This window comes from Trinickia sp. HAY1-2D (assembly GCF_056754935.1).
Genome location: NZ_JBPGWX010000002.1, coordinates 1185462 through 1208393 on the forward strand (window position 1 = coordinate 1185462; position 22932 = coordinate 1208393).

Consider the following 22932-nt stretch of genomic DNA (forward strand, 5'->3'; position numbering starts at 1 on the left):
ACGGCATACGATGGCCGATAGACTGAGGGACGTACAGTGTCCCGAGGACATCCGGCAGGCGATTTGCGGATGGGCTACGCGGGACATCGCATCGAAGTACGGCAAAGGCTACAGCCTCCGCGTGATGACGGAATGGCTCGGCAAGGTTGTTGTCTGAGCGCTGCCGACGTGCGGTAGAGTCAAGGGGAGGGTTGACACCACCTAGGGGAGACAGCGAGTGAACGAAATCGGCGAAAGCCAAACGTTGCCAGAGATCAAACGTGTGGAGGTCTCGCCCGAAGCCCTCGCCAAGTTTGCTTACGAGAATGGCAGCCACGCTGGTTTCATTCTCTACATGATCGACGCAGCTCAGAAACAGGAGGACGTCGACAACATGCGTGAGGCATTGCGAAATGCCAAGGGGCCGGGGAATTTTCGCAACGTCTTTATGTATGCCCCGAACGGGAAGAAAGACGGGATACAGCTCATCCCTGTGTCTGAAGTCGCGGCGAAAGATGAATTCTTCAACATCAAGAACGTTACCCGGGACGACTTGCTTGCTGCGCATCGCGTACCACCACAACTTCTCGGCATCGTGCCGGTCAACTCGGGCGGGTTCGGCACCCCCGACACAGCGGCACGGGTGTTCGGACGGAACGAGATCAAGCCGTTGCAGACCCGTTTCGCCGAGCTGAACGAGAGTCTCGGCGAAGAGGTTGTCCTGTTCGACGACTACGATATCCCCGTGGCCATTTGTGGATCAGCCTAATCCACCTAGCTGCGGAGTATCGCCAACGCCACGAGCGCTTGTTTGCTGGCGGCACTGGGAGGTCGACATCAATGGCACATCTTCCATCCGCCGAGGAACCGATGCAGGCCCCGGTTCAACCGGGACCGTCCGAACTAGCTTTGGATTGGCCTCCTGTTACTCGTCGAAACGGTCTCTGGACACTACATGATCTGCATCACGGTCGTATGAGGCGGCCAGTCCTCGGAGGGCAGTAGCCAGTCGATGATAACCCGCGTTCTCGACAGCTTCCGCCCGCGTGCGGTACTTGCTAGCGAGCTCTCTCTCAGGCGCACCGGTAGGGTCCACCCAGTGAGCCCCGCGCGAGTTATAGAATTCAGTAACAAGGCCATTTCGCATATCCTCCGCGTCCTTCGCATTGAGAGCCGCAGCTGCCGAGCGATGTATCCACAGCCCGTCTTGGTCAGGCGGTACATAGATGAGCGAGTGACCGACCATTGTCATCGCGATCTCGAGATGTCCTGTCTCGACGCACTCGATTTTCACAGCATCCAACCATCGGTTGAGCGCGTCTCCATCGAAATCGCCATCCATGTGAGAACCTGGCGGAGTTGTCCATGCCCGCAAGAGACGATAGGCATTTCCGGCCAATTCTTTTTTTCCTTCGGGCTGATCGTCAGCTGATCGTTCCTCGTTTGTTGAACGGAACGCGAGTCGAATTATTTCGCAGAAGAATGCGGGTTCTGTCGCCATCCTGCGCTGGAGTAACGTAGGCGCCGCGCCACTGTGTCGATCAAGGAGGGGCAGGTAGGCCCACTCGACCCGGAGCAGGTCATCATGCGCAGTGATCGGTTCGAGTTGTAGGGCTTTGATGATCTCTACAATCTCATAGGCGTTCGCTGAGTGTGAACTCTCTGGCGATGTCGCTGCCGCCAGTAATGCTTGCACGGCGCGCGTTGCGTCGAGCGGCTGCTTGCGATGCAGCATCACGTAGAGACAGCTCACGGCAGCAAGCGGCCGCCCGTGCTGCACGAGTTTATCGATCGCACCTCCGAGGCCAGCATCGGCAGCATACGGATTTGCATTCGCCTTGGCCCAGTACTCGATCTCGTCGGTCCCAAGAAGGCGATCCGAGCGCTCCCACGTACCTTGCACGAACGGCAAGAAAGATAGGAACTGGCCGATTTGTGAGGGGGACCATGTTGTTACATCAATGCTGTCTACCCAATGCCAATTGCGGCTATGGAATCTGCTCCACACAAATCCGGCCGCGAACTGGCGAAGCTGTTTCTGCTCGGATTCCACCAAGCTGGGCAAAACGACCGTGTCCTGCGCGGGAGCTGCGACGATGCCGTAGGCGAGTCCAACCCGCCAAGACGACTGAACAGCTACGGCGAACTCGAGAACGGCTTGTACGCCGCTTCTTGCCACTTCGGCGACGGCATTTTGACGGCGAACCTCAAGTTCGCTGCGCTGTTCCTCATAGTTATCATTGTCCTCGTATAGGTCGAAGTCACGATCGCTAAAGAGGCGTTGGTGGCGAAACGCGGGGGCATTCGGTGCCAGGCGTTCGGCAATAGAAGCGATTTCCTCGACCTGCTCATGCCTCATCGCCCAGTCGGTGTCAGCAAATCGCCTGTGTTTCGTGGCGACATCAATAAGTGCGTTCCAGAGGCGGAGTCTATCGTCTTCGGGCAAGCTGAGCACAGACTCGGAACACAGCTGCGCCCCAAGTTTTTCGTATGCCGATGGGGGGAGGTTCTCGAAATGATCGATCAGCTCAGCCAGCTTATTACAGTCGCTTTGGGCGGCCGCCACTGTCATGTCAGCGTAAACCGCAACCTGTTCGGAATACTCGCGGTCCGTAACCTCTGTTCCCGAGTCGTCGGAAATTGTCTGACGCCAGGCTGGCCGACGTGTGCCAGACGATGTGGAGTGGGAGTTAGGGAGCAAGCTCACGAGCAGCTTCCATCCAATTTCTGGAACTTCAGCGAGCAGGGTTGAGATTGCGGCCACACGTTTCCCAACCGGTGCACATGTCTGTGGCAGCCATGGCAAGAATATGGTGGTCAAGGAGTTGATGGGGCGATTCGACCAACGCCCGCCTGGGTCACGTTGGGCGAGTTCTCCTAAGCAGACTACGACTCGGCCCAAGTGATCCGCATCCCAAGCCAACGTCTCGAGAGCCCACAGTACGCCACTCATATAACTGCGGCCCATGATGCCGTCACGTTCCTCCGCGAATACAAGGTCGAACGCGCACGGCATTTTGACAAGCGCCGCCTCGACGGCGCTGAGAAATTGCTCTGGGGCCGCCTCTGCGAGCAGCGGCAGCAAGTCATTCAGGCTAGCCCAACGTTCCCAATTTGCCTCAGCCAGAACTTCACGGACCGTAAGAGCTGCGGTCGCCTCGGCCCTGCCACGTGTGCAAGATGTCAGCGCCTCCGGATGGCTCCCAAGCAGCGCAAGCGATTCTGCGAGACCGTTTCGCAGGAGCTGTGAATGAGCTAGGACCTTGCCGCGAATGGCAGCCTCGTACCGCTTGTCCTTAGGAAGATCGAACTGCGGATCCCTTTCGATCAAGACGGATATCGCAGCACGTTGCAAACGCTCCAGATGCTCGTCGAAGACCTGTGGACCGAGGGCATACCACCCTTCATAGCGTGCGATGAATCGCCAGTGTCCGTCACGCTGAATCAGGGGAGTGCCCGGACGAAGCGCCACTTCGCGCATCTTGCCGATCCACTCCCCGTATGAGTTTCCCGATACGTCTTCCGCAATAGTGCGGTCGGCGTCTGCCATGTCGTTCCAAGACCCCAGAGCTGCTGCGATAACGAGTTCGGACGCGATGGAGCCCTCAGCCCATTCGGGCATCAACGACAGGTTTTGGAGGCACCTGAGCAACGATCCCAGGTGCCCCCCGCTCTTTTGCGCCAACGTCCGAGCCCGCTCCTCACTGTACCCGGCAAGTTCTAACGCCGCTCGGATGTGGTGTGATCGAGGCGCTCGAAGCGGTACGCTTGCCGGGTCTGGTATTCCGCCGGTCGGCCCTCCAAAAATGACCGCGTGCCCATTCCTTCGGGCCTTCTGGATCAGCTTAATACCCGTGTCTCCACTCAGGTCAAGAGCGGAGTCGGCAATCAGAATAAGCTTCTCTTTCTGTGACGCGACAGCATTCCATGCCTCGGCGCCGGAGACGATAACGCAGCGCCCCGCAGCATCCGCGCGGTTTTCCGGATCTAGCTGGGCCAGATATGCGGACACGAAGTCCACTACCTGATCAGGGAAGTGCGTTTCCAGCTTGAGTTGAATAGCAGTTCCCCCCAAGACCGCACTCAGTCTTGCGCAAGCGTCTTCTCTGCTTGAAATGAACAAGTTAGGAGTTAGCGGCGGGGGCTCACCGATTGTGCGGATCAAGCTCCAGCGAAGCTCGGGTGTCTCAATTTGCTCAATGGGTATGCCCATTGTCCGCTGAAGGAGCCAAAGCTCGACAGGTGGGAACTGTTGAATCCAGTCGATGAGCTTGGTCCCATCAATAATTCGGACGTCCCGCCACTCGCGCCTCGCGCGACGCTCCTCGAGCCACGCCCCTTGCGCGTCCTCTTTCCATGTATGCTTCCAGTCCCTCCGGCCTGAAAGAGGCGTAACAAAGACAAACGTCGACTCACGCCGGGTGCTTTCGGGCAGCGCGTCAACGAGGTCACTGTAGTCAGAGGTCGCCTTCGGGCCAGCTTTCAACCCGGTTCCTATCTCCCAAAACGAGCGGCCTTCCGGCACGAACGGATCGAATCCTAGGTCGACATCCAAGATACCGTCTGGGCCGTGTTGGCCAATCGAGTCACCCAGTGGAAACCGGCGGTCTTTGGGCTTCGGACACGAAGCAGCGACCAAGCGCCATACGAGTTCAACAATTACACCTTGAGCATCGCGCGCATTACCCTGGACCCACTCGTCTAGTTGGTTTTCCGTAAGAATCACTCGCCCCCCCATTTTGTTTTCAGACTGTGTCGCTCGATAGCGACAGAGCAGGTTTTATGGTCGATGTCAAAGCTATCGCCCTGCATCGGCACGCGTGCAATCTATAGGGATGCAGTATAAGCCGCGTTCCTTGCGCCGAAGTGCTTCAAGCAATGAACAGCCCCGGATTTTCACGTTGAGATTGATGGCCGAATAGAGGATGCCCTGGAGCAACAGTCGCGGCGTCCTTCGCCCGATCGCATACATCACGACTGCCGCATATTTGCCGCAGACTGTCATTGGCCACCTACTGGTTGAACAAAGGCTGTTACTTGCTAGCGGAGGAGCGCGAATGCCGTAACTGCGCGTTACCGATGATGCTATCCCGCCTAGTAGCTCGAATTCGCAGTCCCCTCCCCGCCTGCGCATCGCTAAATCATCGCATCTCATGCACCTATTGATCGAGTCAGCGGTACGCCGCACAGAGCGGCCCCGCCGGCTTCAAATGGCAGAAGATGATGCAAACTGATGCAGCGATCCTTGTGCCGTGCATGATCGCTCTTCAGGCAGTTCGGGGCGATGTTTTGCGTGAAGCCGACGTGCGCCGACGTTTCAGCATTGCCCTTCGGGATCGCTTGGCGCGGTCGTCTGTTATGTCTTTCCACGTTGTCGCGTGCCGGGCCAGAAGCGCCTTCTTTGTTAGCCCGTACGCCGATACAAACTGCTGTGCTTCATTCAGCTTTCCGACGAGTCTGGATAGGGCGGAGCTCAGCTCGGCGCCTGACAGAGAATCTAGATGTTTCAGTAACTCGCGAATATCCTTCGCTCTGTCGTGCGGGAGGGCCACCTTGTTCTGCAACACAATGGCCCCGGTAACCTTTGCTGCAGTTCCGATAAAGGTCTTCAATTTGTGCGCTTTTAAGCCCGTTGCTTCTATTCGGCTCTTGATTTGCTCGAGTAGCGCATCGTTCGCGAGCTTCCCGGACACCGTAATATCGTCAACGTAAAGCGTCATGTTACAATCCTTCGCCGCACACATATTCCATATGTCGTTGAAGAGTCGCGAATGTACCCAATAAGACAGGACAGGACTTACACTGCTGCCCGTCGGCAGATGAGTGCGCCCACGAGCTGAGACCGTACAAATCTTGGTTAGAATGGTCGCGACATCCGGCGAGCAATGCATTTGGTCAGAAAAAAAACGATAAATCATTCCAAATGTTATGGAGGGATAATATTCCTTGATATCGAGTTTGATGATGTTGCTGCGACCTACATGTGATTCGGCGTTTGTTTTGTATGACCGCTTTTTTGTCGCTGAGTGGAGAAATTTCGGTGGAATGACGCGACTCAAAAGTTTTGCGATTCGTTTGTGAATAGACTTCAGCTCGCCTTGTGGTTCTGTAATATGTCGCCCCGAACGCTCGTCGTCGTACATTTTGTATCTTTTCCCGGACGGCAACCCCGCAAGCTCTTCCAGACTTGTAAGCGGGGTTGACAACAGGGTGGCCAGACTTTGTTTCGAATGCAAACGAAAAAACGGTGATCTAGTCAGCGCGTACCGTTTTATCTTTTTCTTTGAGTTCGCCATTTTCTGAAATCCATTCAAGGACCCTTAACATCTTTTTAGCGACGAAACTTCTGACTTTGCTCACGCTTTGGCTTCCATCTAGCGTTTCCGAGAATGCAAGAATGGAAGACAACGGAACATTAAACGTTGCAGCATACTTGTTCAAAATGTCCAGGGTGGGTTCTTTTTTTCCACTCTCAATCTCTGACAGATAGGAATTTGATATTCCCAATGTGCTTGCTAGTGCACCTTGACTTTGATTGTGAAACTGGCGCATAGCTTTTAGTGCGCGACTTAACATATAACACTCCTTCAAAAACGGAAGGGGGGCAACCAGGTTAAGAGATAAAGACGTCGAACAGCTTTTCAGCCAACTCCGGAACTTTCACGGCGAGATAATGCCAAGTTCGCTCGTTAAGCAGTCTCGAACATGCGTATCGGCCAACGCCTGACGCTACGCCATGGACTACCAGTTTCCAGAGAGAACGTCCGTCCTTCTCCTCCTGCTTGCACTTCGGTTGCTCTATAGAGGGTACAGTCATAAAAAACTCCTTATGGAAAAACCGGGTTACCCCGGGGACACGCGTGAACTCGCGCATCCGCCTCGCATTTCCATAAGCCGGAGAAAGCAACCGAAAGCCCCTTCATATCGTTAGTGACGTGGTCGCCAAAGCCTACAGGCGACCACCTTGGCATATTCGATCCGCCCGCAGGCGGTGAAGGTACCAAGCGTCTGGCGAATCGATGTTCTGTCCGCCACGGGCTCGCGCCCAACACAACCGAGGTCTCTCCGTACACCCCATCTATGGAGCGTAGTGTAGCAGGAAAACGTACGCGGTCAACAAAATTTTTTCGCTGGTGGCGAAAAATAGTCGCTCGGTGCGATCGACGGTGCTCTGCCGCTTCGAGGGACGGGTGATCGCCATACTGCAGCTAAATTGCAGCTTGGACCGGCCCGCACTACCTTGATTGACCCCTGTGCAGCCCTGGTTTTGCAGTTTGCGAGTTGCGTAAGGCTTTGATTTATAAGGGGCTGGTGCCTGTCCGAAAACTCCGGAGGCAGAGTTCGGTGCGCGGCACTCAGATCATCAGACCGCAGCCGCGTTTGCAGTCTGGTTAGCCCAATGCTAATGCTGTCGGATTAAGCGGATGGCGAAGCCCGTACCGCAGTGAGGCTGCGCCGTGGGCCGCAACCCGGAAGCGGGGCGTTTCGACCGTTGAGCGTCTATCGACTTGTCTATATTTATGCAGCCGCGTATAGTGGACGCTGTTGCAGGCAAGCGCGGAGCCAGTAGAGGTCGTCGCAAGACGGCAGCCCGAATGGGTGGGACCCTCGAATCCGGGGCCTGCAACAGTACTTCCCTCAGCTGGCGACTACCGCCAACACTCGGCGCCTCTCGTTCGCGTCGGCACACCAGAACTTCAATCCATATCCGTCTGCAGTTCCCCGATTTCGGTAGATGTTGCGCGCCAAGAGGCGCAAGTAGCCATCCTCGATTTCGCCGTAGACAGAGCGGTGTACAGAATAAAACACGCCGGTGGCGACTGCGTCAGCGATTTGAAGCCCGGCAAGCTGTTCGTGAGCGACGGCGCTTACGGCATCGGGCTCGACACTATTCCAATGAATTCGTACTTCGGCTGAATTTCGCAGCCGCCGCAAATATTCGCGAAGGTCGGCGTAGGACATCGCAGATCGGTTTGAGAAGATCAGTTCCGCGCGACCATCACCACCGTCAGCGGGGCGATAGTAATCTCGGCAAAGCCAACTTACCCTTTCAAGCAGCAGTCGCGTCGCATATCGGTACAGCGAAAATTTCTCTTGCTGGAAATTTTCGGGCTCTGTGATTGACGGTTTATGCACGAGAACATGGATATGCCGGAGAGGCGACTCGCCAATTTGTCGAGCGAACGGTATCCGCTGCTCATGCCTGAGGTTTCGGAAGTGAAGCGCGTGCTTCGGCTCTTTGTTGAGCAGGGCGCGTACTTCCTTTGCGAGCTGTACTAGCTGAAGGTCTCGTTCCTTCCTTACCACAACGGCCGACAGAACGAACCACCTGGAGCTTCCTTGTTCATTGGGCAGAAATTTAAAGCCCTCGTCTCCAGACTCGTCGATGTAGACACGGAAACTACTCGGCATATGGCGTGATCAGGCGAAAAGTAGATGTTGCGTTGTGAGCGACGGTAGTGAGCCGCCGCTCATCGCATATTTTGATGATGACGGTCGTTTAACTGCCACTTAAATGTTGCGTCGTATACCTGTTCGGCGGTCGGCGCGCGACGGCTTCGGAAAGTGGAGAGCCGCTTGAGCCTATTAATCGTTGACTCGCAAATGTGGCTGACACTCGTTTCCTACCGCGTCGAATAGCGCGACGCGGGCCTCGTGGAGTCCGGCTTCGAAGCTGCCGAATATCGCCGCCTGCTGGCTCGCTGAAAGGCGTGCGAAGGCGGCTGCGACGTCCTCGTCGGCCAGCAGATCAGCCAGCGCACTGAGACGGTCGATGCTGATCATTGCCGCATCGAGGTGAGACTGCAGAAGCTTGGAATCAGTGTCGAAGTGATGCATTGCGCGCGTCTCCTTTTGCGGGTTCCATCGCCCGCCACCTCAACGCGAATTGAGGTGGCCGGGCACGAGACAGGGTTGGCGTACCGGCGCAAAAGTAACCGGCGAGCCCGAAGGCTCCCCCATCAAGGCCCGACCGTAGGGGCGCAAGACGCGCAGGCGAAACCGACCCTATGCCGGTGGTTGCCTGCCTTTTGCATTTCCGGACGCCAATCCAGGTGTTCGCTGTTTTGAACACGCCGCCATCATAGTGACGCGGTGGTGCGGGATCAAGTGATGGCTCGTATCGTCGGACCGTTTTACCGCGCTGGGGCTCGAACCCGAGGAAAGCCGTTGCAATGGAGCGGGGCGGGAAGCCGTAACACCGGTCACTGACCTGGAAAACGGAGTATAAGTTACTGAATCTAGGCCGAAATTTGCGTTACCCCCGAAACGGCACGACTGGTCACAGATACCGTAGCGTGCGGCCAAGTATCTGATTTTGAAGAGTTCGACTTATCGCATCAGTTACCGAAGCAAAAGGTAACGCGTTCCTGAGCTGTTACTCATATGTGACTGATCTGCGAATCGTGCGCACCGTTGATCTTCCGGGTTCTGACGGGGGCTTGCCGAAAGAGTGACCTGCGTTACCTTTTTCTGGCGGCCAAACTTCGAGGCAGTGATCGGTTCCTCCCCACGTACGACTTTGCCTCTCGATTTCGCGAGGACGTTTCCCACGCGTCAACTGGCGTTACGCCAGATTTACGCCAAATAAAAAGCCCAGCCTTGCGGGCTGGGCTTTTCACGTGAATCTGTGGTGCCGGAAAGAGGAATCGAACCCCCGACCTTCGCATTACGAATGCGCTGCTCTACCGTCTGAGCTATTCCGGCATCAGGAGAAACGCGATTATAGAGACATGTCGCGCCGGATGGCAAGCCCCCATCTTAACTTTTTTCTTCGCGATGGTAGCCCGTGACGCGCTCGACCTCGTTCTTCGAACCGAGGAACACCGCGATACGCTCATGCAGGCTCTCGGGCTGCACATCGAGAATGCGCTCGTGCCCGTTCGTCGCCGCGCCGCCGGCCTGCTCGACGATGAACGACATCGGATTCGCCTCGTACATGAGCCGCAGCTTGCCCGGTTTGTCCGGGGTCCGCTTGTCCGCCGGGTACATGAAGATGCCGCCGCGATGCAAGATCCGATGCACATCGGCAACCATCGATGCGACCCAGCGCATGTTGAAATCGGCCTGACGCACGCCCGTCTTGCCGGCCAGCAGTTCGTCGACATATCGCTGTACCGGCGGATACCAGTGGCGAGCGTTCGAGGCGTTGATCGCGAACTCCCGCGTGTCTTCCGGAATGCGCAAGTTGGCATGCGTGAGCACCCACGAACCGAGTTCGCGGTCGAGCGTGAAGCCATTCACGCCATCGCCCGTCGTCAATACGAGCATGGTTTGCGGTCCATAGACCGCGTAGCCTGCCGCGACCTGCTGCGTGCCGGGCTGAAGGAACGATTGCTCGGTCGCGACTTGCCCGTCAGGGCAGCGCAGCACCGAAAAAATCGTACCGATCGATACGTTGACGTCGATGTTCGATGAACCGTCCAGCGGGTCGAACACGAGCAGATATTCTCCGCGCGGATAGTTGGCCGGAATCGGAAACAGCTTTTCCATTTCCTCGGACGCCATCGCGGCAAGGTTGCCGCCCCATTCGTTCGCGTCGAGGAGAATTTCGTTCGACAGGATATCGAGCTTTTTCTGGACCTCGCCTTGAACGTTTTCGCTGCCCGCCGTACCGAGCGCTTCCCCCAAAGCCCCTTTGCTGACGTGATAGCTGATGAGCTTGCAAGCGCGCGCGACGACTTCGATCAAAAGACGCAAGTCGGCCGGCAGCTTGTTGGTTTCGCGTTGTTGCTCGATCAGGAATTTCGTGAGGGTAGTGCGTCGTTGCAGAGACATTGCGGTACTCCGAAAGCCAGGGGATGCCGTGGATTTTACCCGCCGCGACGCCGATGGCCGCGAGTTTTTGTAGGCAGGCGCACGGTCGGCACGAAAAAAACGGGCACGTGCGTGCCCGTTCGTTGGGTCGCGAAGCGCCGCCAAACGGCGCTCCACGGCATCAAGCCAACGCTTTCTCCACGATCTCGCGTACGTCGCGTGACGAGGCCTTCGCAGCCACTTGCTGCAGCGCCTCGCGCATGCGCTCGCGCAACGCCGGCGTGTAGCGACGCCAGAGTTCCAGCGAGCGTGCGAGGCGCGCGGCCACCTGGGGATTGAGCGCATCGAGCGCCACGACCTGTTCCGCCCAGAACGCGTAGCCCGAGCCGTCGGCCGCATGGAACTGCGCGGGATTGCCCGAGCAGAAGCTGAAGATCAACGAACGCGCACGGTTCGGATTGCGCAAGGTGAACGCCGGATGACTCATGAGCTTGCGCACGATCTCGATCACGGGCCGCTTCTCGCTACCGCGCTGCGTGGCCTGCATCGAGAACCACTTGTCGATGACGAGCGGCTCGCGCTCGAACCTGCGATAGAAGTCTTCGAGCGCGCGCTCCGCGATCGGCGTATTCGTCGCCGCACCGGCGGCGATGAGCGTCGCGAGCGCGGCCGCACGATCGGTCATGTTGTCGGCGGCGTCGTACTGCGCATTCGCGAGCCGCACGGCGTCGGACGCGTCGTCGAGCTCGGCAAGGTAGGCCAGCGCGAGATTCTTGAGGGCGCGATGGCCCGCGGCTTGCGCCGTCGGCTCGTACGGGCCTGGCGTCACATGAGTTTCATACAGGCTTAGCCACTGGTCGCGCAGCGCCGTGGCGAGGCGCTTGCGCACGAATTGCCGCGCGCGGTGCACCGCCGACGGGTCGGACTCGGCCATCTGCTCGGCAAGGTAGGACTCCGAAGGCAGCACGAGCGCGAGCTCGCGAAACGCGGGTGAGATTGTCTTGTCGGTCAGCACACGCGCGAATGCCGCGACAATGGAATCGTCGAGCGTGAGCGGCTCGTCGGCTGCCGCGCGCGCGGCCAACCCCAGCAGCTCACGCGTGGCGAGGCGCTGGCCAGCCTCCCATCGATTGAACGGATCGCTGTCGTGCGCGAGCAAAAACGCCAATTCGTCATGGGTGTAGTCGTACTCGACGATCACCGGTGCTGAAAAGTTGCGCAGCAGGGAAGGCAAGGGCGCTTCGGCCACATCGACGAACGTGAATTGCGCTTCGTTGTCCGTCAGCTCCAGCACACGCGTCGTCCCGGCCGCAGCGGGCTCCCCTTCGAGACGCAACGGCAGATCGGCGCCGTTGCGGCCGATGAGACCCATCGCAAACGGAATCAGGAGCGGGCCTTGTTGTGTTTCGCGCGCAGCGGGCGCCGCGTCCGCATACCGTTGCGAGAGCGTGATCGTGAAGCGCTTGGTTTTTTCATCGTACGCTGTCCGCACGCCGACACGCGGCGTGCCGGCCTGGCTGTACCAGCGCTCGAATTGCGCCAGATCGCGCCCGTTCGCATCGGCCAGCGCATGGCGGAAATCGTCGCACGTGACGGCTTGCCCGTCATGCCGCTTGAAGTAGAGATCCATGCCGCGGCGAAAACCGTCGCGCCCGAAGAGCGTCTGATACATGCGCACGACTTCGGCGCCTTTCTCGTAGACGGTCATCGTATAGAAGTTGTTGATTTCGACGTAGCTCTCGGGACGCACCGGATGCGCCATGGGGCCCGCGTCTTCCGCGAATTGCATCTGCCGCAGCACGCGTACATCCTCGATGCGTTTCACCGCGCGTGCCGTTTCGTCGGTCGCGCCGCCTTGCATATCGGCCGAGAACTCCTGATCGCGAAAGACGGTAAGCCCTTCCTTCAGGCTCAATTGGAACCAGTCGCGGCAGGTGACGCGATTGCCTGTCCAGTTATGGAAATACTCGTGGCCCACCACGGCCTCGATGTTGGCGAAATCGGTATCGGTGGCGGTTTCGGGGTTGGCCAGGACATACTTCGTATTGAAGACGTTCAGGCCTTTGTTTTCCATGGCGCCCATGTTGAAATCGCTGACGGCGACGATCATGAAGCGGTCGAGATCGAGCTCGAGGCCGAAGCGCTCTTCATCCCACCGAATCGCGTTGACGAGCGAATCCATGGCGTGTCGCGTCTTGTCGAGATCGTGCGGCTCGACCCAGACCTGCAGCAGTTTTTCCTTACCGGAGCCGGCGCGGATTCGCTCTTCGAGCGCGACAAGTTTGCCGGCGACCAGCGCGAAAAGGTAGCTCGGCTTCTTGAACGGGTCCTGCCATTTGGCGAAGTGGCGTCCGTCCGGCAAATCGCCCGTGTCGACGAGATTGCCGTTCGAGAGCAGGACCGGATAGGCGGTTTTGTCCGCGCGCAGCGTCACCGTGTAGGTGGCCATGACGTCGGGGCGATCGAGAAAGTAGGTGATGCGCCGAAAGCCCTCGGCCTCGCATTGGGTGAAAAAGTTGCCGCTCGAGACGTAAAGGCCGGAGAGCGTCGTGTTCTCGGCCGGCTTGCACGCGCTCACTATCGTCAGCTCGAACGTGTCGGGTACGGCGTCGAGCACGAGGCCGTGCTCGTGGACGCGATGCTCCGCATGAGACGCGCCGTCGAGCGAGACCGAGAGGAGTTCCAACGCTTCGCCCATGAGTTCCAGGCGTGCAGCATGCGCGGCGCCGGGATTGCGTCGCACCCGCATCGTGTTCTTGACGATCGTGCGTTCGGCTACGAGATCGAACTCGAGCGCAACCGAGTCGATGAGAAAAGCCGGCGGCGTATAGTCGGCCCGGCGGATCACAGCGGAATTGGCGGTATCGGACATGGCGGATCGGGAAAATGGACCGTTTGGGCTCGCGCATCAGCGGCGAGGTCGTCATCCATTGTACAAAGCCGGCCGGCCCGGCGCTGCAGGCTCGGCGTATCATCGCGACGAGGCCCGGGGTGAAGGCAGGCCCCGTAGCGAAACAGAGGAAGATATGAAGGCGAAGTGGCAACAGGTAAGACGTGCGGTCGCGCCGGTCTGCGCCGTGTCGGCATTGACGTTGGCGGGGTGTACGACCTATGTGACCTCGCAGGTCACGGCTTTTTCGGAATGGAGCGGCAGCGACGCAACGCGGACTTATTCATTCGACCGCACCCCGGCGCAGCAAAACAGCCTCGAGCAAGCGACCTACGAGCAACTCGTTGCCTCCGAGCTCGATCGTTATGCGTTCCGGCGTGTACCGCGTACCGACGCACACTATCTCGTGGGACTCGGTTACAAGACCGATGCCGGCGCGATGACTGTCACGCAGCCGGTCTACTATGGGAACCCCTGGCCGGGCCCGTTCTGGCGGCCCATGGGCCCGTTTGGGCCCTTTGGCGCCTTCCCGCCGGATTATGTGAGCCAAACCTATCCGGTCTACACGCATACGCTGGGCGTGCGGATCACCGAGCGCTCGACAGGCCGGGAAGTCTACAACGTCACCGCGCGCACGACGAACGATGAATCCTCGCTAGTGCAGGCCATGCCCTATCTTGCCCGCAGCGCGTTGGCCGATTTCCCGCTCGGCAACGGGGTCGTGCGCACGGTGCGCATCCCCGTCGATTCGCATGGCGGCGGGGCGTCGAACGAGGTGCCGGTCGCACCGGCGGCAACAGGCCGCGCGCCTGCTGCAGCATCCGCCCCGGCAGCGCAATAGCATCGTCACGGCCGCGTGCTTTCGCCGCGGCCGCCCGCGCCCGTCAAACCGTTCCGCGCACCAGCCCGAGCACCCCGAGCACGATGAACAGGACGGCTGCGATCACATGCACGGTGCGTGTCGGCAGACGGTGAGCGAAGCGCTCGCCGAGCAGGATGGCCGGCACGTTGGCCAGCATCATGCCGAGGGTGGTGCCGGCCACCACGCCGATGAAGTCGTGAAATCGTGCGGCCAGCGCGACGGTCGCGATCTGCGTTTTGTCGCCCATTTCAGCCAGAAAGAACGTGACGAGGGTGGCGCCGAAGACGCCAAGCCGGCCGCGCGCGACGTTTGCCTCGTCGGCATCGAGCTTGTCGGGTATCAGCACCCAGATGCCCATGGCGATGAACGAGATCGTCAATGCCCAACGCATGACGGTCGGCGTGACGAGCGCGCCGAGCCAATTCCCGATTGCGCCGGCGCCCGCATGGTTGGCCAGCGTAGCGACGAGCACGCCGAGCATGATCGGAATGGGCTTGCGGTAGCGGGCCGCAAGGACCAGGGAAAGCAATTGAGTCTTGTCGCCGATTTCAGCGAGCGCGACGGCGCCGGTCGAGATCAGAAAGGCTTGGTCCACGTTATTGGTTCTTCCCGGGCCGAGATGTGTACGAGCGACGACCCGCGGCGACGCCGGGCCCATAAACGGCGCGCGTGCGGGTCATCGGTCTCGCCAGGCCCGAGGCTGCATCCGCCATGGCCGCAAGGCCAAGTCTGTTGACGGATGCCCCCGCCGCGCTCGGCATGACCGGTGAACCGGCGCGAAGCGGCGGGGCGGCTACTCCCCAATGAGGGGCGGATTCTAACACAGGCGCGGCGCTGGGCCGCGGAACCGGCGGCCGGGCGGCCTCGCGTCGCGCCGCGCCGGCGTTCAGTGATCGGCGAGCGCGCGTCGGCGGCGCGCATCGTCGTCGCGGCGATGTACGCATCGGCCTGCCGCGTAGGTCTCGAATACTGCGCGATCGTCGCCGAGCAAGGCGAACGCGAACAGTCGTTCCTCGAGCGACTCGGCACGCTGCATACGCCGCTCGAGCAGCGGTGTGGCCTGCGGATCGAGCACGATGAAATCGGCTTCTGTCTGCGGCGCCAGCGTGCCGATGGTTCCGTCCAGATCGAGAGCCTGCGCGGCACCGGCCGTGGCGAGCCAGAACATGCGCGTCGCGCTGAGGTGATGCCCGCTCAGACGCGCGACTTTATGCGCTTCGTTCATCGTCCGCAGCATGGAGAAAGCGGTGCCGCCGCCCACGTCGGTGCCGAGCGTCACCGCCATGCCATGCGCGCCCGCCTTGGCAATATCGAACAGACCGCTGCCGAGAAAGAGATTCGATGTCGGGCAATGCGAAGCGACGGCTCCGCTCTCGGCCATGCGAGCCCGATCGCGATCGTCGAAATGAATGCAGTGCCCATAAATCGCACGGCGGCGCAGCAGTCCATGGCGATCGTAGACATCGAGATAACTGCGATAGCCCGGGTAGAGCGCGGCCACCCACTTGATTTCGTCGACGTTCTCGGCGACGTGCGTCTGAACGAATACGTTCGGATGGGCTTGCGCGAGCGCGCCGCATGCTTGCAGCTGTTCGGGCGTCGATGTCGGCGCGAAACGCGGCGTGAGCGCGTAGAGCTGCCGCCCTTTGCCGTGCCAGCGCGCGATCAGCTCAGCGCTGTCGTCATAGCCCGATTGCGCGGTGTCGCGCAGGAATTCGGGGCAATTGCGGTCCATCAACACCTTGCCCGCGATCATGCGCAACTGCCGAGCTTCGCTCGCGGCGAAGAATGCGTCGACCGATTCCTTGTGCACCGTGCAGTAGACGAGCGCGGTCGTCGTGCCGCAAGCGAGCAGTTCGTCGAGGAAAAAGTCCGCGGTTTCCCGCGCCCATGCCGCGTCGGAAAACCGCCGTTCCGTCGGGAACGTGTAGTGCTCGAGCCAGGGTAGAAGGCCGGAGGCCGGTGAGGCGATCATGTCCGTCTGCGGGTAGTGCACGTGCGTATCGATGAAGCCCGGTACGATCAGCTTGCCTGTGAAGTCGCGCAACTGCGTGTCGGGCGTCAATTGGTCTGCAAGCGCAGCGTAGCTGCCTTTTGAGACCACATGCCCCGCTTCGACGATGAGCAGTCCGTCTTCTTCGAAGCGGGCCGCATCGTCGGATTCGGCTGGATCGCCGGCGAAGCCGAGCAGCATGGCGCGATAGGCGGTGCGTCCCACACCGTGCTTGTCGATTGGGCTCATGGTCGGAAATGTTCCTGTGCTGAAAAACGGCGCCGCATCGGTGCGGCGCGCACGTCTACGGCTTCCAATATGCGTCGAGCTTTGCAATGAACGCGTCGAGTTCGCGCGGCGTCACGAAGGAGGCTTCGAAGCTGTTGCGTATGAGTGTGTACACGTCGCGATCGGTCAGTCCGAGCGCTTCGACCGTTGCCAGGTAGTTCGCATTGACGTAGCCGCCGAAGTAGGCCGGATCGTCCGAGTTGATCGTGACGGCCACACCGTGATCGAGCAGTGCTTTCAAGGTGTGCCGTTTCATGTCGTCGAATACGCGCAGCTTCAGATTCGACAGCGGGCAGACGGTCAGTGCAACGCGGGTATCGGCAAGCCGCGTCACGAGCGCCGGGTCTTCGATGCTGCGCACACCGTGATCGATGCGATCAACCAACAGCAGATCGAGTGCTTCGTAAATGTACGAAGGGGGGCCTTCCTCGCCCGCATGCGCGACGACCTTCAGCCCGCGCTTGCGTGCCTGCGCGAAAACGCGTTCGAATTTGGATGGCGGATGGCCGCGCTCCGACGAATCGAGACCGACGCCGATCAACCGGCGCGCGTAGGTATCGAAGAGCGGCAGCGCGGCCGAATAGGTGGCGAGCGCATCGTCTTCGGATAGATGTCGCAAGAAGCAGAGAATCAGCTTGCTGGATAAGCCGCGACGCTCGCCCTCGGCCAGCGCGCGCTCGATGCCCGCGACTACCGTTTCGATCGGCACGCCGCGCTCGGTATGCGTTTGCGGATCGAAGAAGATCTCGGTATGCACGACGCCATCGGCGAGTGCGCGCTCGACATAGGCCGCGGTCATGTCGTAGAAGTCGTCTTCGGTGAGCAACACGCTCGCGCCGGCGTAGTAGATGTCGAGGAACGACTGCAGATCGGTGAACGCATAGGCGGCGCGCAGCGCTTCGATCGAGGGGTAAGCGAGCGCAACGCCGTTGCGTTCGGCAAGCTTGAAGATCAGCTCGGGCTCGAGCGATCCTTCGATATGGATATGGAGTTCGGCCTTCGGCGCACCGGCGATTTTTTCAGCGAATGTCGGGGTCATGGTCGATCGTTGAAGACAACGGGGAAGAGGGAGGCGATGGTGCGGCGCGCGACGCACGCCGCGTTCGCACGCTTTCGACGGCTTGCAGCAATTGGGCCGCCGCCGAAATCGCAATGGCCTCCGGCGATTTGTCGGCGATGCCGGCAACCCCGATCGGGCAGTGCATGCGCGCGATGAGAGCGGGGTCGATGCCGCGCGCAGCGAGCCGATGTTCGAATTGCCGGCGCTTCGTCAGCGAGCCGATCATGCCGAAAAATGCGAAATCGCCGCGCCTGAGGATGCGCTCGGCCAGCGCAAGGTCGCGCGCGTGATTGTGCGTCATTACGATGAAATAGCTCGCGGGCTCGGCTTCATCGACAGCTTCGTCCGGCGCATCGTTTGCGTCGATCGTCACGTTCGGCAGATCTCGCGGCGAGACCGGTACGAGGTGCTGTTCGAATTGAGCATCGCGCTCGTCGACCCAGCGCACGCGGCACGGCAGCGTCGCGAGGATCCGGATCAGCGCGGCGCCGACATGTCCGGCGCCGAACAGCACCACCGGAAACTCGCGCGCCACGATCGTCTCGGTCAGGAGCGCGTTGCCTTCATCGAACCCGGTGCCGTCCCAGAGCAGGCAGTCCGGCATGTCGCAGCCGGGTTGCGCATCGGAAAGGAGCACGCTGTCGGGCGATGGGCCGAACGACACGCTGCGCACACTCGCTTTTCCCGCCGCGAGGCGCTTGGCGAGCGTCGCCACCCAGCCGAGATCGCCTACATCGAGGCGTTCGAACGCCAGCATCACTGCACCGCCACAGCATTGGCCGAGGCTCGGTCCGAGCGCAAGACGTTCGAGCCTGCGCATGTGCGGCACGCGCGTGCCGTCGCGCAGAACCTCGCGGGCGATCTCGATCGCCCGCCATTCGAGATGTCCGCCGCCGATCGTATGGCGCGCGGTGTCGCGTGTCACGATCATCTTCGTGCCGGCTTCGCGCGGGGCCGATCCCTCCACGCGCGCGACGGTGACGAGCACCACGGCGTCGCCATGTGCGAGCAGATGCTGAAGGTCGGACAACCATGTTTGCATGCGGAGACGATCCTCTTCAGGCAGTGCTTGCTGTGCGACCCAACGCGGAGATGGCCGCGAGGATCGCTTCGGGCGTCGCCGGCGCGCGCAGCGGCGGGGCCGAGCGCGCGTGCGGGGCGGCCGCGGCGATCGCGTCGCGGATGGCCAGAAAAACCGAGAAGGCGAGCAGCAGTGGCGGCTCGCCGACGGCCTTCGAACGGAATACGGTCGGCTCGACGTTTTCGTTCCGATAAAGGGCGACGTGAAACGCGGCCGGCGTATCGCTGATCGCGGGGATTTTATAGGTCGACGGCGCGTGGGTCATGAGCCGTCCATCGGCGTTCCACCAGAGTTCTTCGGTCGTCAGCCAGCCCATGCCCTGGATGAATCCCCCTTCGACCTGCCCGAGATCGATCGCCGGGTTGATCGATCGGCCCGCATCGTGCAGCAAGTCGGCACGCAGGAGCTTCCATTCGCCGGTCAGCGTGTCGACGACCACTTCCGATACCGCGGCACCGTACGCAAAGTAGTAGAACGGGTGCCCCGTCAGCGTTTTCGCATCCCAATGCACTTTCGGCGTGGCGTAAAAACCGTCCGACCAGAGTTGCACGCGGGCGAGGTAGGCCTCGTTCACCAACTGCGCGAATGGCAACGATGCACCATCGAGCGATACGCATCCGTTGGCGAAGATCGCGTCGCCCGGCTGGCCGCCGAGCAGCCGCGCCGCCATTTCGGCCAAGCGCGCGCGGATGGTTTGCGCAGCCGCTTCGGCGGCCTTGCCGTTCAGGTCGCTGCCGGTCGACGCCGCCGTGGCCGACGTATTGGCGACTTTCGAAGTGTCCGTCGCCGTCACGCGCACCTGCTCGAGCGGCAGCCCCAGCACATGCGCGACGACTTGTGCCACTTTCGTATTGAGGCCCTGGCCCATTTCCGTGCCGCCGTGATTGACGAGTACGGAGCCGTCCCGATAGACGTGCACGAGCGCGCCGGCCTGATTGAGGAACGGCACGTTGAACGAGATGCCGAACTTGACCGGCGTGATCGCGATGCCGCGTTTGAGCACGGGACTCGCTTCGTTGAATGCCGCGAGCGCCGCGCGGCGCGCGCGATAGTCGCTCGATTCGAGCAGTTGCGCGGTCAGCGGAGCAAGGATGTTGTCGTCGACGCGTTGGCCGTAAGGCGTGACGTCGCGCTCGCCGATGCCATAGAAATTGGCCAGACGGACATCGAGCGGGTCCCGCCCGAGCGCGCGCGCGATATCGTCGATCATGACTTCGGTCACGAGCGCGCCTTGCGGACCGCCGAAGCCGCGAAACGCGGTATTCGATTGCGTGTTCGTCTTGCAGGCCAGCGCCGCGATTTCGACATCGGATAAATAGTAGGCGTTGTCGACGTGACAGACCGCGCGCGTGGCGACGGCTCCCGAGAGATCCGCTGAATAGCCGGCGCGCAATGCAATTTCGACGCGCGCGCCCGCGATGCGGCCTTCGCTATCGAAGCCAACCTCGTATCGGTAGACGGCGTCGTGGCGCTTGCCCGTGATCAGAAAATCGTCGTCGCGGTCTGCGCGTAGTTTGACGGGCCGCTTGAGCTTTGAAGCGCCGAGCGCGGCAATACAGGCGAACACGGCCGACTGCGACTCCTTCCCGCCAAAGCCCCCGCCCATGCGCCGGCATTCGCACAGGACGCGATGCGCGGGCCAGCCGAGCATATGCGCGACGACCTGCTGCATTTCGCTTGGATGCTGCGTCGAACTGTAGACGAGCATGCCGGCGCCTTCCTTCGGAACGGCATAGGCGATTTGCCCTTCGAGATAGAACTGTTCCTGTCCGCCAACCTCGAACTCGCCTGTCAACCGGTGCGGTGCGGCCGCAATCCTGGCCGCGGGATCGCCTCGCACGAGATGCAGCGGAGGCAGTACGTACTGCTGGCGATCGTGGGCCGCTTGCGCGGTCAGCACGGCCTCCAGCGGTTCGTAGCGCACGATGTCGCCGCTTTTGGCGAGCGCCGCGGCTTGCCGCGCGAGGTCGCGGCTCGTCGCGATCACGGCAAAAACGGGTTGCCCGAGATAGGAGACGGTGCCCTCGGCAAGGATCGGATCGTCGTGAAGGACCGGGCCACAGTTGTTTTCGCCGGGGATATCGGCCGCCGTCAATACCGCGACCACGCCCGGGGCAGCTCTCACGGCTTCGAGATCGAGCGAGACGATGCGCGCATGCGCGTGGCGCGATAAGCCGAGCGCGACATGGAGCGTGCCGGCGAACTCCGGCAGATCGTCGGTGTAGGCGGCTTCGCCGCTCACATGCAATTCGGCCGATTCGTGCGGGCGCGCCACGCCGATCGCGGCGCTCGGCTGGGAAGCCGTCCCCATGCGTTCGGCGGATGCTTCGGTCATCAGATTCATCGCATCTCCTTGGCCGGTCGGGCGGTGGGCTCGAACGAGAACGCTTCGACCTCGCTTGCTGCCAACGGCGCCTCGTCGCGCGTTTCGAGATGAAAGCGCCAGAGCAGATTACGGGCGACGGTCATACGGTAGGTATTCGATGCGCGCATATCGGTGAGCGGCACGAAGTCCTGTTCGAGCGCATTCATGGCGCGTTGCGCGCTCGCCTCGTTCCATACCTCGCCGGCGAGCGCGGCTTCGGCACCGGCCGCACGCTGTGGCGTCGCGGCCATGCCGCCGAAGGCGATACGTGCCGAGACGATTTTTCCGTTGTCGATTTCGAGTGCGAACGCGCCGCATACCGCCGAGATGTCCTGATCGTAGCGCTTCGACACCTTGTACGTACGAAATCGCAGCTGGGCCCGCGGGAGCGGTACACGAACGGCGGCGAGGAATTCGCCCGGCTCGAGTGCTGTCTTCTGATAGCCGAGATAGAACGCGTCGAGCGCAAGCGTGCGGGAAGCCTTGTCCCGCCGCAACACGACCTGCGCGCCGAGCGCGATCAAAGCCGGCATCGAATCGCCGATGGGCGAGCCGTTCGCGACGTTGCCGCCGAGCGTGCCCGCATTGCGAATCGGCAGCGAGGCGAAGCGCCGTGCCAGCTCGGCGAGCGCCGGGTACTCGCCGACGAGCGCGGCGTAGGCGTCCTCGAGCGAGGCCGCGGCGCCGATGGTGAGCATCGATGCGTCGCGCTCGATGCGCTTCAATTCCTCGACGTTGCCGATATAGAGCAGATCGCCGAGGCGGCGCATTTGCTTCGTCACCCAGAGCCCGACGTCCGTGCTGCCGGCGAGCACGCACGCCTGGGGGTATGCCGCGCGCAGGGCGGCGAACGCGTCGAGCGTCACCGGCGCGCGAAATGTCGTCGTGCCGGAGTCTGCAGTGTGCGTTTCGCGGCTCGCGTATTCGAACGTTTCGTCGCGGCGCAATGCGCGCAGCGCCGCGACGACGGGCGCGCGATCGAGCGCGGTGCGCGCATGGCGCCCGCCGTCGAACATGGCCTGTGCGGCCTCGACGATCGGCCGGTACCCGGTGCAGCGGCACAGATTGCCGGACAGCGCGGTCGCGATTTCATCGCGCGAGGGCGTCTGGCTTTCTCCTTGCCGGTTTTCGTAGAGCGCCCACATCGACATGGCAAAGCCCGGCGTACAAAAACCGCATTGCGATGCATGGCAATCGACGAGCGCGCGCTGCACGGGATGCAGCGTGCCATCCGGGCGGCGCAGGTCTTCGACCGTGAAAAGGGCGCGCGAATCGAGCGTGGGCAGGAATTGAATGCAGGCGTTGACGGCCTTGAGCGCGAGCGCGCCGCGGGCGTCGAGTTCGCCGACGACCACCGTGCACGCGCCGCAGTCACCCTCGGCGCAGCCCTCCTTGGTGCCCGTGCACTGGAGGTCTTCGCGCAGGTGCTGAAGCACGGTGCGGGTGGCCGGGGCGTCGTGCACTTCGTGAATCGCGCCGCGGTAGTAAAAGCGGATGGGATGCGTGGTCATGGCCGAATCCTGGAGTTGCGGATCAGGCGCGCGTTACGCTTCGTACCGGCAACGGCCGGCTCGCGCACGTGGATCGCCATCCAGAGCACAAGATAGCACCGCAATATGCGGCGAAGATCGTCCGGCGCTGATGGTCGCTATCAGCGCC

At 61.1% G+C, this 22932-nt stretch carries 15 protein-coding genes, 1 tRNA gene, 1 pseudogene and 1 riboswitch; of the genes and pseudogenes, 3 read left to right on the top strand and 14 right to left on the bottom strand.

Features of this window, described 5'->3' with window-relative positions; translation table 11 throughout:
- The first annotated feature begins 10 nt into the window (after positions 1 to 10).
- Both ACR9ZC_RS12515 and ACR9ZC_RS12520 read left to right on the top strand, forming a co-directional pair.
- The gene (locus ACR9ZC_RS12515) at positions 11 to 157 is read left to right on the top strand and encodes a hypothetical protein (RefSeq protein ID WP_481580514.1); all 147 of its coding nucleotides are present in this window, start codon (positions 11 to 13) and stop codon (positions 155 to 157) included.
- 141 nt (positions 158 to 298) lie between these two features.
- Positions 299 to 748: pseudogene (locus tag ACR9ZC_RS12520) on the top strand (phage portal family protein); the annotation flags it as partial.
- 156 nt (positions 749 to 904) lie between these two features.
- Here ACR9ZC_RS12520 and ACR9ZC_RS12525 read toward each other — a convergent pair.
- The 8 genes from ACR9ZC_RS12525 to pepN form a co-directional block, all read right to left on the bottom strand.
- Positions 905 to 4534 (bottom strand): hypothetical protein, encoded by a 3630-nt coding sequence (locus ACR9ZC_RS12525; RefSeq protein WP_481580515.1) that lies wholly within the window; start codon positions 4532 to 4534, stop codon positions 905 to 907.
- A 712-nt stretch (positions 4535 to 5246) separates the two neighbouring features.
- Positions 5247 to 6122, bottom strand: coding sequence for a reverse transcriptase family protein (locus ACR9ZC_RS12530; RefSeq protein WP_481580516.1), 876 nt, complete (start codon positions 6120 to 6122; stop codon positions 5247 to 5249).
- Between the two features lie 109 nt (positions 6123 to 6231).
- Positions 6232 to 6555, bottom strand: coding sequence for a helix-turn-helix transcriptional regulator (locus ACR9ZC_RS12535; protein WP_481580517.1), 324 nt, complete (start codon positions 6553 to 6555; stop codon positions 6232 to 6234).
- A gap of 1062 nt (positions 6556 to 7617) precedes the next feature.
- The gene (locus ACR9ZC_RS12540) at positions 7618 to 8391 is read right to left on the bottom strand and encodes a DUF3800 domain-containing protein (protein ID WP_481580518.1); all 774 of its coding nucleotides are present in this window, start codon (positions 8389 to 8391) and stop codon (positions 7618 to 7620) included.
- Between the two features lie 174 nt (positions 8392 to 8565).
- On the bottom strand, positions 8566 to 8817 hold the full coding sequence (locus ACR9ZC_RS12545) for a hypothetical protein (protein ID WP_481580519.1): 252 nt from the start codon (positions 8815 to 8817) through the stop codon (positions 8566 to 8568).
- A 791-nt stretch (positions 8818 to 9608) separates the two neighbouring features.
- Positions 9609 to 9684 (bottom strand) — tRNA-Thr (locus tag ACR9ZC_RS12550).
- 54 nt (positions 9685 to 9738) lie between these two features.
- The gene (locus tag ACR9ZC_RS12555; RefSeq protein WP_331573191.1) at positions 9739 to 10755 is read right to left on the bottom strand and encodes a class 1 fructose-bisphosphatase; all 1017 of its coding nucleotides are present in this window, start codon (positions 10753 to 10755) and stop codon (positions 9739 to 9741) included.
- Between the two features lie 160 nt (positions 10756 to 10915).
- Complete coding sequence (gene pepN / locus ACR9ZC_RS12560) at positions 10916 to 13606, bottom strand: aminopeptidase N (RefSeq protein ID WP_481580520.1); 2691 nt, start codon at positions 13604 to 13606, stop codon at positions 10916 to 10918.
- A gap of 154 nt (positions 13607 to 13760) precedes the next feature.
- Between pepN and ACR9ZC_RS12565 the strand changes: the two genes are divergently transcribed.
- Complete coding sequence (locus tag ACR9ZC_RS12565; protein ID WP_481580521.1) at positions 13761 to 14465, top strand: DUF4136 domain-containing protein; 705 nt, start codon at positions 13761 to 13763, stop codon at positions 14463 to 14465.
- Positions 14466 to 14508: 43 nt separating this feature from the next.
- Here the strand turns inward: ACR9ZC_RS12565 and ACR9ZC_RS12570 are convergent, their stop codons facing one another.
- The 6 genes from ACR9ZC_RS12570 to xdhA form a co-directional block, all read right to left on the bottom strand.
- Positions 14509 to 15081, bottom strand: coding sequence for a TMEM165/GDT1 family protein (locus ACR9ZC_RS12570; RefSeq protein ID WP_481580522.1), 573 nt, complete (start codon positions 15079 to 15081; stop codon positions 14509 to 14511).
- Positions 15082 to 15164: 83 nt separating this feature from the next.
- A riboswitch (yybP-ykoY riboswitch) is annotated at positions 15165 to 15300 on the bottom strand.
- 72 nt (positions 15301 to 15372) lie between these two features.
- Positions 15373 to 16704 carry a guanine deaminase gene (gene guaD / locus ACR9ZC_RS12575; RefSeq protein WP_481582658.1) on the bottom strand — a complete coding sequence of 444 codons (1332 nt, stop codon included), beginning with the start codon at positions 16702 to 16704 and terminating at the stop codon, positions 15373 to 15375.
- A 79-nt stretch (positions 16705 to 16783) separates the two neighbouring features.
- Complete coding sequence (locus ACR9ZC_RS12580; protein ID WP_481580523.1) at positions 16784 to 17806, bottom strand: adenosine deaminase; 1023 nt, start codon at positions 17804 to 17806, stop codon at positions 16784 to 16786.
- Positions 17787 to 18869, bottom strand: coding sequence for a xanthine dehydrogenase accessory protein XdhC (gene xdhC / locus ACR9ZC_RS12585; RefSeq protein ID WP_481580524.1), 1083 nt, complete (start codon positions 18867 to 18869; stop codon positions 17787 to 17789). The genes ACR9ZC_RS12580 and xdhC overlap by 20 nt, the downstream gene beginning before the upstream one ends.
- 16 nt (positions 18870 to 18885) lie before the next feature.
- Positions 18886 to 21252 (bottom strand): xanthine dehydrogenase molybdopterin binding subunit, encoded by a 2367-nt coding sequence (gene xdhB / locus ACR9ZC_RS12590; protein WP_481580525.1) that lies wholly within the window; start codon positions 21250 to 21252, stop codon positions 18886 to 18888.
- Entirely contained in the window at positions 21249 to 22784 is a 1536-nt protein-coding gene (gene xdhA, locus ACR9ZC_RS12595; RefSeq protein WP_481580526.1) for a xanthine dehydrogenase small subunit, read from the bottom strand. Before xdhA ends, xdhB begins: the two co-directional genes overlap by 4 nt.
- Positions 22785 to 22932: the final 148 nt, after the last annotated feature.